This window comes from Xanthomonas sp. DAR 35659 (genome assembly GCF_041242975.1).
In the GTDB taxonomy this organism is placed as follows: domain Bacteria; phylum Pseudomonadota; class Gammaproteobacteria; order Xanthomonadales; family Xanthomonadaceae; genus Xanthomonas_A; species Xanthomonas_A medicagonis.
Genome location: NZ_CP162488.1, coordinates 5,210,237 through 5,224,925, shown reverse-complemented (window position 1 = coordinate 5,224,925; position 14,689 = coordinate 5,210,237). Strand labels below are relative to the sequence as shown.

At 70.9% G+C, this 14,689-nt stretch carries 7 protein-coding genes; 6 read left to right on the top strand and 1 reads right to left on the bottom strand.

Features of this window, described 5'->3' with window-relative positions; translation table 11 throughout:
- The first annotated feature begins 17 nt into the window (after positions 1-17).
- From AB3X07_RS22205 to AB3X07_RS22190, 4 genes are all read left to right on the top strand, one after another.
- Positions 18-578: a maltose acetyltransferase domain-containing protein gene (locus tag AB3X07_RS22205; protein WP_369941348.1), complete on the top strand. Its 561-nt coding sequence runs from the start codon at positions 18-20 to the stop codon at positions 576-578.
- Positions 579-662: 84 nt separating this feature from the next.
- Complete coding sequence (locus AB3X07_RS22200) at positions 663-1,109, top strand: universal stress protein (RefSeq protein WP_369941344.1); 447 nt, start codon at positions 663-665, stop codon at positions 1,107-1,109.
- A gap of 392 nt (positions 1,110-1,501) precedes the next feature.
- Positions 1,502-3,172 carry a ShlB/FhaC/HecB family hemolysin secretion/activation protein gene (locus AB3X07_RS22195; protein ID WP_369944843.1) on the top strand — a complete coding sequence of 557 codons (1,671 nt, stop codon included), beginning with the start codon at positions 1,502-1,504 and terminating at the stop codon, positions 3,170-3,172.
- An 11-nt stretch (positions 3,173-3,183) separates the two neighbouring features.
- Positions 3,184-9,708, top strand: coding sequence for a filamentous hemagglutinin N-terminal domain-containing protein (locus AB3X07_RS22190; RefSeq protein WP_369941343.1), 6,525 nt, complete (start codon positions 3,184-3,186; stop codon positions 9,706-9,708).
- Positions 9,709-10,066: 358 nt separating this feature from the next.
- Here the strand turns inward: AB3X07_RS22190 and AB3X07_RS22185 are convergent, their stop codons facing one another.
- The gene (locus tag AB3X07_RS22185) at positions 10,067-10,354 is read right to left on the bottom strand and encodes a DUF2782 domain-containing protein (protein ID WP_369935073.1); all 288 of its coding nucleotides are present in this window, start codon (positions 10,352-10,354) and stop codon (positions 10,067-10,069) included.
- A 233-nt stretch (positions 10,355-10,587) separates the two neighbouring features.
- Between AB3X07_RS22185 and polA the strand changes: the two genes are divergently transcribed.
- The gene (polA, locus tag AB3X07_RS22180) at positions 10,588-13,356 is read left to right on the top strand and encodes a DNA polymerase I (RefSeq protein ID WP_369941341.1); all 2,769 of its coding nucleotides are present in this window, start codon (positions 10,588-10,590) and stop codon (positions 13,354-13,356) included.
- 821 nt (positions 13,357-14,177) lie between these two features.
- On the top strand, positions 14,178-14,657 hold the full coding sequence (locus tag AB3X07_RS22175) for a DUF421 domain-containing protein (RefSeq protein WP_369941339.1): 480 nt from the start codon (positions 14,178-14,180) through the stop codon (positions 14,655-14,657).
- Positions 14,658-14,689 lie beyond the last annotated feature (32 nt).

Genomic DNA, 14,689 nt, shown 5'->3' with positions numbered 1-14,689 from the left:
ACGCCTGGGAGGGCAGGATGCGTAGCGAGAAAGACAAGATGCTGGCCGGCGAGCCGTATCGCCCCGGCGATGCGCAGTTGCAGGCGGACCAGGCCGCGGCCAAGGCGTGGATGGTGCGCTACAACGCGGCGCTGGCCGAGCCGCCGGCGACGCGGCGCGCGTTGCTGGCCGAGCAGTTGGGTGCGGTCGGGCGCGGGGCGGTGGTGCGGCCGCCGTTCCATTGCGACTATGGCTACAACGTCTTCCTCGGCGAGGACGTGTTCCTCAACTTCAATTGCGTGATCCTGGACGTCTGCAAGGTCAGCATCGGCGACGGCACGCAGATCGGGCCGGCGGTGCAGCTGTATGCGGCCGACCACCCGCGCGATGCGGCGCAGCGTGCGGCCGGGCTGGAATTCGGTCGGCCGGTGACGATCGGGCGCAACGTCTGGATCGGTGGCGGGGCGATCGTGCTGCCGGGCGTGAGTATCGGCGACGATGCGCTGATCGGCGCCGGCAGCGTGGTCACCCGCGACGTGCCGGCCGGCGCGCGCGTGGCCGGCAACCCGGCGCGCGCGCTGCAGCCGCATCGCGGCTGAATTTGATCCGGGTCAAGGCGGGCGCGCCGCGATGGGTGTGCAATGCTGCCCATGCCGCCCCGCGCGGCGCCACCGGAGCAGCCCATGTACCAGCGCATCCTGATCGCCATCGATGGTTCCGAGTTGTCCGCCAAAGGCCTGCAGCAGGGCCTGGCCCTGGCCGCCAAGCTCGGCGCCGAAGTGGACATCGTCACCGTGTCCGAGCCCTGGGCGATGGGCATGTACGACGCGATGGGCTGGAGCGTGGGCTACGAGGCCAGCCCCGAATACCGCCAGGACCGCGAAGCCGGGGCGCAGCAGATCCTGGCACCGGCGCTCGCCGCCGCCGCGGCCACCGGCGTGACCGCGCACGGCTGCCATGTGCTCGATCGCTACGCGGCCGAGGGCATCATCGATATCGCCACCTCGCACCGCAGCGACCTGATCGTGATGACCTCGCACGGCCGCCGCGGCATGAGCCGGGTGCTGCTCGGCAGCCAGACCGCCGAGGTGCTCACCAACAGCAAGATTCCTGTGCTGGTGATCCGCTGAGCCGGTGACCGCCCGGCGCCGTTCAGGCGCCGGCGCATCGTGTTGCCTCGGCAGCGATCGGCGCCCCACGCGGCGTCACCCCGCGCATGGTCGCGGCGGTGGCGCCCATGCAGCAGGTGAGCATCCGATCCGCGTGTCCTCGCCCATTCCCCGGGCATCCTTCCCCTCGCGCTGTCGCGCGTCCGCTGCCTGAGCGCGTCAGAAATGCGTGACATGCGTCGCGTTCCTGCTGTTATGCTGTGTGAGCGAGCGGTCCGCTGGGAACGGAACGCCGCACATGCCGACCGATCCCGGTTCAGGCCTGCCGCGGTTCGCCGCCGCAGCCGGTGCCGGGCCGCAGAGGGGCGGAGGCGGCGTGCGATAGGACATCGCTCTAGGGGAACCGCATGCGTTTGACGTATCTGGCCGCGGCGCTGTCCGCGTCGCTTGTCGCCGTGCCTGTCCAGGCGCAGACCCCGCCCGCCAGCGCGGCCGCGGAGCCGACCGCGTTGCCGCAGCAGGGCGATGCGCCGACCACCTTGCGTGTGCGTGGTTTCCGCGTGCGCGACGTCGGCACGCATCCGCGCGCCGGCATCACCCCCGCCACCGTGCAGGCCCTGGCCGACGCGCAGTTCCGCGCGCTGGCGCAGGGCCAGCCGGAAGTGGCGCTGCGCTTCGCGCAACTGCAGGCGGTGGCCGATGCCATCACCCGCGCCTACCGGCTGTCCGGCTTCATCGTCAGCACCGCCTATCTGCCGGCGCAGACGCCCGCGCCCGACCGCATCGTCGAGATCCGGGTGATCGAGGGCCGCGTCGGCCAGATCCAGGTCGAGGGCGCCGCGCGCTATCGCGACAGCACGCTGGCCGCGCCGCTGCGGACGCTACAAGGACATCCGCTGCGCAAGCAGGAGGTGGACGGCGCGCTGGCCTGGCTGCGCGACCTGCCTGGGGTGACGGTGTCCTCGGTGCTGCAGCCCGGCGCGCGCGAGGGCGAGACCGATGTGTTGCTGGTCGCCAAGGAAGCGGCGCGGCCGTACGTGCTGAGCCTGGGCGGCAACAACTACGGTACCGAGCTGACCGGCCGCTACCGCGCGCAGGCGGGGCTGACCTGGAACAGCCCGCTCGGCCTGGGCGACGTGTTCTCGGCCAGCTACGCCTATGCGCTGGATCCGCGACAGAGCACGCTCGGCGCGCTGTCCTATGCGGTGCCGGTGCCGGCGGTGCCGGGCCTGGGCGCGGTGCTCGGCGCCAGCCGCAGCGAACTGGAAGTGCGCAACGGCGCGTTCGCCAGCCTCGGCCTAAAGGGGCCGGCCTCGGTGGTCTATCTCGGCAGCGACTGGAAGTTCCTCAATCGCGAGACCCTGCAATGGCAGGCCTCCGCGCGCTACCTGCGCGAGCAGTCGCGGCTCAGCGCGGTGGGCATGCAGTTGTCCAACCAGAAGTTCGACGTGGTCGAGCTGAGCACCGCGCTGCGCCGCACCGACCTGCGCTGGCGCGGCATCGACCTGTTGCAGCTGAGCCTGCGGCAATCGCTGCGCGACCAGTCGGCCAGTCCGGATCTGGTCAGTCCGCGCCACGATCGCCACTTCACCGTCGCGCGGCTGGGCTACACCCGCATGCAGGCGCTCGCCGCGACCCAGCGGCTGTACTTCAAGCTCAACGGCCAGTACAGCGACGATGCGCTGACCCCGATGGAGCAGTTCGCGGTCGGTGGGCCGGAGAGCGTGCGCGCCTATCCGGTCTCCGATGCCCTCGGCGACCGCGGCTACTACACCGCGCTGGAGTACCACGTGGATGCGCCCGGCTTCGCCGATGCCGTCGCGCCGTTCGCCGGCCGGCCATGGCGCGAGGTGCTGGAACTGGATGTGTTCGCCGACCATGCGCGGGTGTATCCGGCCGGCGGCAACCGCGCGCTGGCGCCAGCGGTGACGACCTTCGACGGCGTCGGTGCCGGCGTCACCCTGCGCGTGCCGCAATGGCAGAGCTTCGAGCTGCGGCTCAGCGCCGCCAAGCCGACCGGGGGACGCGAAGCGTCCGACGGACGCGACGTCCGTTTCTATTCGCGTTTCGGTTTCACTTTCTGAGGAATCCGCGCATGTCCGCCATCGCCACCGCCCCCGCTTCGACCGTCGCCCGCGCCCGCCGCCCGCGCCACACGCCGCTCGCCTTGGCCCTGGCCGCCGCACTGGTCGCCAGCGCGCCCGGCGTGGCGCTGGGCCAGGTCGTCGCCAGCACCCAGCTGCCCACCGGCGGCAGCATCGCCGGCGGCACCGGCACCATCAATGCGGCCAGCGGCGCGACCTTGACCATCGACCAGACCTCGGCGCGGATGGCGCTGACCTGGAACACGTTCGACATCGGCTCGGCGGCTACGGTGACCTTCAACCAGCCGTCCAGCAGCGCCGCGGTGCTCAACCTGATCCAGGGCGGCAATCCCACGCAGATCTTCGGCAACCTCAACGCCAACGGTCAGGTGTTCCTGATCAACAGCAATGCGATCATCTTCGGCAGCACCGCGCAGATCAATGTCGGCGGGCTGGTGGCGAGCACCCTGGGCACCACCGCCACCGACTTCATGAGCGGCAACTACGTGCTCGATGCCGGCGGCAACACGGTGGCGCTGATGTCCAACAGCGGCACCATCAATGCCGCGGCCGGCGCGGTCGACCTGATCGGTGGCAAGGTGGTCAACAGCGGCACCATCACCGCCAGCGCCGGCAACATCAATCTGGTCGGTGCCGACAAGGTCACCCTCACCTTCGAAAGCGGCGGCTTCAGCGTGTTGGTCAACAGCGGCCTGCAACTCGCGCTGGACACGCTGGCGGTGGACAACAGCGGCACCCTGAGCGCGCCCGGCGGCACCATCACCCTGCAGGCGCGTGCCGCGCAGGGCCTGTTCAACCAACTGATCAACAACAGCGGCGTCATCAGCGCCGCGGCGCTGTCCAGCGGCAGCGACGGCAGCGTGTCGCTGGTCGCCAACGGCGCCGGCCAGACCGGCATCGGCGGCAGCGGCAGCATCGATGTGGGCAGCGGCGCGATCAGCATCAGCACCGAGCGCGGCGTGCAGCAGAGCGGCGTCTACACCGCGGGCAGCGTGAGCGGCAGTATCGGCGGCAACGCCAGCTTCAGCGGCAACAACCGCATCGCCAGCCTCGGCAGCCTCGACGTCGGCGGCAATCTGGATCTGACCAATACGGTCGATCTGGCCCAGTCCGGCGCGCTGACGGTGGACGGCACCAGCGGTTTCTCGCTGGGCAACCATGCGCTCACCCTGGACAATACCGGCAACGATTTCCAGCAGGCGGTCGGCCTGAGCAGCGGCGCCACCACCATCGTTGACAGCAACGCGCTGACCCTGGGCGCGCTGGCCACCGGCAATCTCAGCGCGACCAGCAGCGGTGCGTTGAACCTGGGCCGAGGCACGGTGACCGGCACGCTCGCCGCCACCAGCAACGGCGGCGCGATCACCCAATCGGCGAGCAACCCGCTGACCATCACCGGCACCAGCAATCTCAATGCCGGCACTGGCGCGATCACCCTGACCACCACCGGCAACGACTTCGGCCAGGCGGTGAGCCTCACTGGCGGTACCACCCAGATCGCCGACAGCAACGCGCTGACGCTCGGCACGGTGACCACCGGCAACCTCAGCGCGACCAGCAATGGCGCCTTGAACCTTGGCCGTGGCACGGTGACCGGCGCGCTGTCCGCCACCAGCAACGGTGGCGCGATCACCCAATCGGCGAGCGCCCCGCTGACCATCACCGGCACCAGCACGCTCAACGCCGGCAGCGGCGCGATCGCGCTGACCACCAGCGGCAACGACTTCGGCCAGGCGGTCAGCCTCACCGGCGGTACCACACAGATCACCGACAGCAACGCGCTGACCTTGGGCACGCTGTCCACCGGCGACCTCACCGCCACCAGCAGCGGCGCCTTGAACCTGGGCGCTGGGGCCGTGACCGGTGCCCTGGTCGCCACCAGCAACGGCGGCGCGATCACCCAATCGGCGAGCAACCCGCTCAGCGTCACCGGCACCAGCACGCTCAATGCCGGCAGCGGCGCAATCGCGCTGATCACCAGCGGCAACGATTTCGGCCAGGCGGTCAGCCTGACCGGCGGCACCACCGCGATCAGCGACAGCAATGCACTGACCTTGGGCACGTTGGCCACCGGCAATCTCAGCGCGACCAGCAGCGGCGCGTTGAACCTGGGTGGCGGCACGGTGAGCGGGGCCCTGGTCGCCGCCAGCAACGGCGGCGCGATCGTCCAATCGACGAGCAATCCGCTGACCGTCACCGGCACCAGCACACTCACTGCCGGCAGCGGCGCGATCACGCTGGCCACCAGCGGCAACGATTTCGGCCAGGCGGTCAGCCTGACCGGCGGCACTACTCAGATCACCGACAGCAACGCGCTGACCCTGGGCACGCTGGCCACTGGCAGCCTCACCGCGAACAGCACCGGCGCCTTGAACCTGGGCAGCGGGACGGTCAACGGTGCGCTGTCGGCGACCAGCAATGGTGGCGCGATCAGCCAATCGGCGAGCAACCCGCTGACCATCACCGGCACCAGCAATCTCAATGCCGGCAGCGGCGCGATCATGCTGACCGACGCCGGCAACGATTTCGGCGGCGCCGTGTCGCTGAGCGGCAGCGGGATCGCGCTCGCCGATGCCAACGCGCTCACCATCGCTGGCTTGAACCTGGTGGGCGCCAACAGCGCGCTGTCGCTGTCCGCGGCCGGCACGCTGACGCTGCCGGGCAGCGCGATCGCCACCGGCAATGCCGACCTGAGCCTGCACAGCGGCGGCGCACTGGTCACGACGGCGGCGCTGTCCGGCCACTCCGTGAGCCTGAGCGGCGACGCCGGCATCACCCTGGCGCACGACGTTACCGCGACCGGCACGCTGGCGCTGACTGCCGTGAACAGCGCGATCGTGCAGAACGCGGGCGCGCTGACGGTCGCCGGCACCAGCAGCGTCGATGCCGGCAGCGGCGCGATCGCCCTCACCGGTGCCGGCAATCACTTCGGGCAGGCGCTCGGGCTGACTGGCGGCAGCACCGCGATCGCCGACAGCGGCGCGCTGACGCTCGGCACGCTGGCCACCGGCAATCTCAGCGTGACCAGCAATGGCGTGCTCGATCTGGGCAGCGGCACGGTGGCCGGCACGCTGGCGGCGACCAGCAACGGTGGCGCGATCACCCAGTCCATCAGCAGCCCGCTCACGGTCAGCGGCGGCAGCACGCTCGATGCCGGTGGTGGCGCGATCACCCTGACGAATGCCGGCAACGACTTCGGCCAGGCGGTCAGCCTGAGCGGCGGCACCACCCAGATCACCGACAGCAACACGCTGACCCTGGGCACGCTGGCGACCGGCAATCTCGCCGCGACCAGCAACGGCGCATTGCAGCTCGGCAGCGGGACGGTGGCCGGCACGCTGGCGGCGACCAGCAACGGCGGCGCGATCACCCAATCGGCGAACAATCCCCTGAGCGTCACCGGCACCGGCACGCTCAACGCCGGCGGCGGTGCGATCACCCTGACCACCGCCGGCAACGATTTCGGCCAGGCGGTCAGCCTGATCGGCGGCGCCACCCAGATCGCCGACAGCAACGCGCTGACCCTGGGCACGCTGGCGACCGGCAACCTCGCCGCGACCAGCAATGGCGCATTGCACCTCGGCAGCGGGACGGTCTCCGGCACGCTGGCGGCGACCAGCAACGGCGGGGCGATCACCCAATCGGCGAACAACCCGCTGAGCATCACCGGCACCAGCGTCTTCGATGCCGGCAGTGGCGCGATCACGTTGACCACCAGCGGCAACGACTTCGGCCAGGCGGTCAGCCTGATCGGCGGCGCCACTCAGATCGCCGACAGCAACGTGCTGACCCTGGGCACGCTGGCGACCGGCAACCTCGCCGCGACCAGTAATGGCGCATTGCACCTCGGCAGCGGGACGGTCTCCGGCACGCTGGCGGCGACCAGCAACGGCGGGGCGATTACCCAATCGGCGAATAACCCGCTGAGCGTTACCGGCACCAGCGTCTTCGATGCCGGCAGTGGCGCGATCACGTTGACCACCAGCGGCAACGACTTCGGCCAGGCGGTCGACCTGGCCGGCGGCGCCACCGCGATCACCGACAGCAACGCGCTGACCCTGGGCACGCTGGCCACCGGCGACCTCACCGCGACCAGCAATGGCGGCTTGAGCCTGGGCAGCGGCACGATCGGCGGCGCGCTGACCGCGACCAGCAACGGCGGGGCGATCACCCAATCGGCGAGCAACCCGTTGACCGTCGCCGGCACCAGCACGCTCGATGCCGGCAGCGGCGCGATCGCGCTGACCACCAGCGGCAACGACTTCGGCCAGGCGGTCAGCCTCACCGGCGGCGCCACCCAGATCACCGACAGCAACGCGCTGACGCTGGGCGCGCTGGCCACCGGCGATCTCACCGCGATCAGCAACGGGGCATTGAACCTGGGCGGCGGCACCGTTGGCGGCGCGCTGACCGCGACCAGCAACGGCGGTGCCATCGGCCAATCCGCCGCGCTCGGCGTCTTGGGCGCCAGCACGCTCGATGCCGGCGGCGGCGCGATCGCGCTGCTCGAGGCCGGCAACGATTTCGTCGGTGCGGTCGATCTGCGCGGCAGCGGCATCCAGCTCGCCGACCGCAACGACCTGCGCATCGCCGCGGTCCACAACGGCAACAACGCCGCGCTGTCGCTGCGCGCGGACGGCTCGCTCACGTTGCCGAGTGGTGCGATCGACGCCGGCAGCGGCGACCTGAGCCTGGTCGCCCGCCAAGGCACCCTGCGCCTGGATGGCGCGCTGCGCGGCCATACGCTGACCCTCAGCGGCGGCGGCGGCCTGATCCTGGGCGACGATGTCGCCGCCAGCGGCAACCTGCTGCTGAGCACGGACAACGCGGCCATCGTGCAATCGGGCGGCGCGCTGACCGTCGGCGGCGACACGGCCGTGTCCACCGGCAGCGGCAGCGTCGCCCTGACCGGGGCGGGCAACCATTTCGCCGGCAGCGTCGCCATCGCCGGCGGCGCGGCGCAGCTGCGCGACAGCGGCGCGCTGACCCTGGGCACGCTGTCGGTCGACAGCCTGGACGTGGCCAGCGGCGGTGCCTTGAATCTGGGCAGCGGGACGGTCCGCGGCGCGTTGCAGGCCGCCAGCGGCAACGCCGCGATCACCCAGCGCGGCGCGCTCGCCATCGGCGGCGCCACCCGCCTGGCGGCCGGCAGCGGCGCGATCACCCTGGACCAGGCCAACCGCTTCGCCGGCACGCTGGCGTTCGACGGCGGCGCCGTCCGCATCGACGCACTCGACGCGCTGACCCTGGGCGCCTCCACCGCCACCACGCTGCAGCTCACCGGCACCGGCGCGCTCGGCCAGACCGGCGCGTTGCGGGTGAGCGGCGAGACCGCGCTCGACACCGGCAATGGGGCGATCGCGCTGAATGACGCCGGCAACGATTTCCAGGGCGTGGTGCAGGCGCGCGGTGGCGCCATCGCCCTCGCCGACCGCAACGACCTGGCGGTGGCCGCGCAGGCCGACGGGGCGCTGGCGCTTGGCGCGGGCGGAACCTTGCGCAGTGCTGGCACGTTGAGCGGCGGCACGGTCGCGCTCGGCGCCGGCGCCGATCTGGTGCTCGGCCACGACGTGCGCAGCGACGGCGCGCTGCAACTGCGCAGCGGCGGCAGCATCGTGCAGACCGCCGGTGCGCTGCGCGCGGCGAGCGTGAGCGGCAGTTCCGTGGGCGCCACCGCCTTGACCGGCGACAACGCGATCGCCGCGCTGGGCGCCTTCGGCGCCAGCCAGCTGGATGTGCGTACGCTGGGCGACCTGCGGGTGACCGGCCCGGTCGCCGCCACCGGTGCGCTGCGCCTGCAGGCCGGCGGCGGCATGACCCTGGCCGGCACGGTCAGCGGCGGCAGCGCCTGGCTGCAGGCCGGCGCCGATCTGGCAGCGGTCGAGGGCGGGCGCATCGTCGCCGGCAGCCTGAGCGGACGGGTCGGTGGCCGCACCGCGCTGGGCACCGCCGCGGCGCCGATCGACAACCGCATCGACCGCATCGGCGACGTCGTCTCGCCCGGCGGATTCAGCCTGAGCAACGGCCAGAGCCTGACCCTGGGCGCACTCGATGGCAGCACCTACAGCATCGACGCCGGCACCGCGGCGGTCGCGCTGGACGTGCGTGGCGACCTGCTGCAGGCCGACCGCGCACGCCTGCGCAACGGCACCGGCACGTTCTCGGCCAGCGGCCGGATCGGCACGGCGGCGCTCCCGGTGTACGTGCTGGGCATCGGCGAGCAGCAGGCGATGGCCGGCATGCCGCCGGCCTACATCGATGCGGTCACGGCGGACGGCCGCCCGCTCGCGGTGACCGGTTCCGGTGGCGGCGCGCAGGGCGTGGTCGCATTGGCCGGGCGCGTCCAGCACGCCGCCAGCCATCCGGGCGATGCTCCGGCGCCGGGCGATCCGGGCGAGGCCGGCTCGGCGAACGCCGACACGTCGGAGCCGACCGTGGTCGGGCCGGGCCTGCGACTGCCTGCCGACCAGGCACGGCCGTGCGAAGCCGGCGAGCGCGACTGCCTGGCGCCTTAGCCTGCGGTCGCCTCCGGGTGCGGCGCCGCGGCGCAGCGCTGGGCGCGGAGGTGGAAGGGAGTGCGTTTGTGCTGGATCGGCGCCCGGCGATTGCCGCCAGCCACGGGACGGTGCTGCCGCACGAGGTCGGCCTGTCCTGGCAATCGCGCCTGGGCGATGCGGTGGGCGGCGGTTCGCCCGGCGCATGGGGGGCGTGCGCCACTTGCGGCATCGCGCCAGACGCAGGCGATGCGTGGATTCCCCGGGGGCGCGACCCGGCGCGGTGACCGGCGCGCGATTCCTGCCGGTGCGTGCGCCCGCTTCGCGCCGACGGACCCGACCGACGCGCCGCCGGGGATGGCGGCGCGCCGGTCGCGTCTCACCAGCTGTACAGCTTCCAGTACACCGGCGACACGTTGTCCTTGTTGCCGTCCATGTGCCCGTCGCCGTTCTGGTCGTACAGGTAGTAGGCCGGGGCGTTGGCCGGGGTCACCTTGACCGCGCGCAACTGGCCGGAGACGCGGTACTCGTCCACGGTGTCGCCGTTGTCCATGGTGCGGTGGGTCACGTCCGCGCCGCGCACGTCCACCGGCGGGCCATCGGGACCGATCCCGGTCGAGGCGCAGCCCGCCAGCAGCAACAGTGGAACCAGCATCAGGGCTTTCATCGCAGCATTCTCCACAGCCGAAGTCGTCGCCGCCGATTATGCGCCGCGCAGCCGCGGTCGGCGCGCGAAGGGTTGCCTTGCGTTTTCTTCTCCCATCGGGACCGTGCACCCAAGTCTGCGAGTCGCTTCGCGCCGGACCCTCACCCCAACCCCTCTCCCGGTGGGAGAGGGGCTAAGCTCGGACAAAGCACCCAGTTCCCGGGTCGCCAACCCACCCGGCGTAGAATCGGCGGATGAGCCGATTAGTCCTGATCGACGGGTCCAGTTACCTGTATCGCGCGTTCCACGCGCTTCCTCCGCTGACCAATCCGGCCGGCGAACCCACCGGCGCGCTGTTCGGCGTGGTCAACATGCTGCGCGCCACGCTGAAGGAACGGCCCGAGTACGTCGCCTTCGTGGTCGACGCGCCGGGCAAGACCTTCCGCGACGACCTGTACCCGCAGTACAAGGCCAACCGCCCGCCGATGCCCGACGAGCTGCGCGCGCAGGTCGAGCCGATGTGCCAGATCGTGCATGCGCTGGGCATCACCATCCTGCGCGAGAGCGGGGTGGAGGCCGACGACGTGATCGGCACCCTGGCCCTGCAAGGCGCCGCCGATGGCCTCGACGTGACCATCTCCACCGGCGACAAGGACTTCGCCCAACTGGTGCGGCCGGGCGTGCAACTGGTCAACACCATGAGCGGCAGCCGCATGGATTCGGATGCGGCGGTAATGGAGAAGTTCGGCGTGTGGCCGCACCAGATCGTCGACCTGCTGGCGCTGATGGGCGATGCCATCGACAACGTGCCGGGCGTGGACAAGTGCGGCCCCAAGACCGCGGCCAAGTGGCTGGCCGAGTACGGCTCGCTGGACGAAGTGATCGCCCATGCCGACAGCATCAAGGGCAAGATCGGCGAGAACCTGCGCGCGGCGCTAGAGCGCCTGCCGCTGAATCGCGACCTGGTCACCATCAAGACCGACGTGGCGCTGCCCGGCGGGCCGCGCACGCTGAGCCTGCGCGAGCAGGAGCCGGAGCAACTGCGCGGCCTGTACCAGCGCTACGGCTTCACCCAGGCGCTGCGCGACCTGGAGGGCGGCGTGGCGGCCCCGGCCGGCGCCGCCGAGACCACTCCCAGCCTGCGCGGCACCGCCGCCGGCTACGCCCGTGCCGCCGCGCCGGCCGACGCCACGCTGGACCCGGCGCTGGCGGCGAAGGGCGCCTACGCCGCGATCATGACCCCGGAGCAGTTCGAGGAGCTGCTCGCGCGCCTGCGCGCCGCCGACGGCTTCGCCTTCGACACCGAGACCGACGCGCTGGACGCGATGCGCGCCAACCTGGTCGGACTCAGTTTCGCCACCGAGCCGGGCCGCGCCGACTACCTGCCGCTGGGCCACGACTACCCCGGCGCGCCGGTGCAACTGAACAAGGAACTGGCGCTGGCGGCGCTGAAGCCGCTGCTGGAAGACCCGGCCAAGGCCAAGGTCGGCCAGCACGGCAAGTACGACCTGCACGTGCTGCGCCGCCACGGCGTGGACGTGCGCGGCTACGCCGACGACACCATGCTGGAGAGCTTCGTGCTCAATTCCACCGCCAGCCGCCACGACATGGACTCGCTGGCGCGGCGTTACCTGGGCTACGAGACGGTCAAGTACGAGGACGTGGCCGGCAAGGGCGCCAAGCAGATCGCGTTCTCGCAGGTGGCCATCGACGACGCCACCGGCTACGCCGCCGAGGACGCCGACGTCACCCTGCGCCTGCACCGCGCGCTGTCCGCGCAGCTGGACGCCGAGCCGGCGCTGGCCAAGGTCTACCGCGAGATCGAGATGCCGCTGGTGCCGGTGCTGGCGCGGATCGAGGCCAACGGGGTCAGCGTGGACATGGCCGAACTGCGCAAGCAGAGCCAGGACCTGAGCCAGCGCATGCTCGCCGCGCAGCAGAAGGCCACCGCGCTGGCCGGGCGCAGCTTCAACCTGGATTCGCCCAAGCAGTTGCAGGCGGTGCTGTTCGACGAACTGAAGTTGCCGGCGCTGCTGAAGACCCCCAAGGGCCAGCCCAGCACCAACGAGGAAGCGCTGGAGGCGATCGCCGAGCAGCACGAGCTGCCGCGGGTGATCCTGGAGTACCGCAGCCTGGCCAAGCTGCGCAGCACCTACACCGACAAGCTGCCGGAGATGATCAATCCCGACACCGGCCGCGTGCACACCAGCTACCACCAGGCCGGCGCCGCCACCGGGCGGCTGTCCTCGGCCGATCCGAACCTGCAGAACATCCCGATCCGCACCGACGACGGCCGCCGCATCCGCCGCGCCTTCGTCGCCCCGCCCGGGCGCAAGCTGATCGCCTGCGACTACTCGCAGATCGAGCTGCGGATCATGGCCCACCTGTCCGAGGACGCCGGCCTGCTGCGCGCCTTCGGCGCCGGCGTGGACGTGCACCGCGCCACCGCCGCCGAGGTGTTCGGGCGCGCGCTGGAGGAGGTCACCGCGAACGAACGCCGCGCCGCCAAGGCGATCAACTTCGGCCTGATGTACGGCATGAGCGCGTTCGGCCTGGCCCGCAACCTGGGCATCGGCCGCGGCGAGGCCCAGGACTACGTAGCGCTGTACTTCAGCCGCTACCCCGGCGTGCGCGACTTCATGGAGCGCATGCGCGAGCAGGCGCGCACCCAGGGCTACGTGGAGACCCTGTTCGGCCGCCGCCTGTACCTGAACGACATCAACGCCAAGCAGCAGGGCCTGCGCGCCGGTGCCGAGCGCGCCGCGATCAACGCGCCGATGCAGGGCACCGCCGCGGACATCATCAAGCGCGCCATGGTCACCGTGGACGCCTGGCTGGCGCAGCACCGCGCGCGCGCGCTGATGATCCTGCAGGTGCACGACGAACTGGTGTTCGAGGCCGACGCCGACTTCGTCGACACCTTGCTGCCGGAGGTGACCCGGCTGATGGCCGGCGCCGCCGAGCTGAAGGTGCCGCTGGTGGTGGACAGCGGCGTCGGCGACAACTGGGACGAGGCGCATTAGGTTCCGGGAATCGGGAATCGGGAATCGGGAATCGGGAGTCGGGAATCGGGAATCGGGAGTCGGGAGTCGGGAGTCGGGAGTCGGGAGTCGGGTCCGGACCCGACCCGACCCGACCCGACCCGACCCGGGGCGGCAGGCGAGAGGTGGGCTCAGTCCATCCTCTTCGCAGCGTGGCCGGTGAGCGCGCGGAAGTTGCCGATCAAGGCGGGGTGCACGCCGGCCATCGTCGATGACCAGCGGCGGCATGAATGCGCTGCGGCGCACAACTGAATGCCTTCATGGGCAGCGACAAAGGGCTTTTGCGGGAGTCGGCGTTATCGCTACCCATGTCGCCGCCATTCCGTTTTCGGCTTCCATCGCCGCCGTCCGCACCTTACCGGCGACAGGGCTGGATCACGGGTGCACCAAATGCGCGACAGCGCACGATTCCGTGATCCACGACGCGTCCCGCGGCGATCGCCGCGCGTTTCTTGCGCATGGATTCGCCCTATAAAACACAGTTGTTTTTGGAACCTTGCGTTGCACTGAATTTCGCGAATGAATCTGTCCTTAATCCGACGAATTTTTAACTAAAATCTTCACGAACGAGCAAGGTGCAAAGTGTTTTTATATCCCTCGACAGGCGCAATACCTGTCGCGGATCTCCTCCCATCCCCTGGAGCAGATCTAGGAACGGCGACTCCTCCCCAAGTCTCCGTTCCCTGGCCCCGCCGACCTCCCCCTGGTCCGCGGGGCTTTTTATTTCCCGCGAAAAAATCCACTGTAGCGCCGCTGCCGCCGGAACCGCCCGTCGCGGCTCCCATCTGCTTGCGAGGCGCGCGATGCCCGATCTTTTCCATCTGTCGATGCCATGGTGGGAGTTCGTCTTCCGCGCGGTGGTGGTGTACGTGGCGGTGCTGACCATGGTGCGGGTCTCGGGCAAGCGCGCGATGGGGCAACTGACACCGTTCGACATGCTGCTGATCGTGCTGCTCGGCAACGCGGTGCAGAACGCCCTGCTCGGCGAGGACACCTCGCTCGGCGGCGGTCTGTTGCTGGCGGCGACGCTGATCGCGCTGAACTTCGGGGTCGGCCTGATCACCTCGCGCAGCGTGCGCGCCGAGCGGCTGATCGAAGGCGAGCCGGTGGTGCTGGCGCGCGATGGCCACGTGTTCCGCCAGGTCCTGCGCCGCGAACTGGTCAGCAACGCCGATTTCGAGGCGGCGATGCGCCAGCAGGGCTGCCTGCAACTGGACGAGGTCAAGCTGGCGCTGCTGGAGACCAACGGCCACATCACCATCCTCAGCAGCAAGGGTGGCTGAGCGCGCCACGGCGGCCCCTGTAGGAGCGGCTT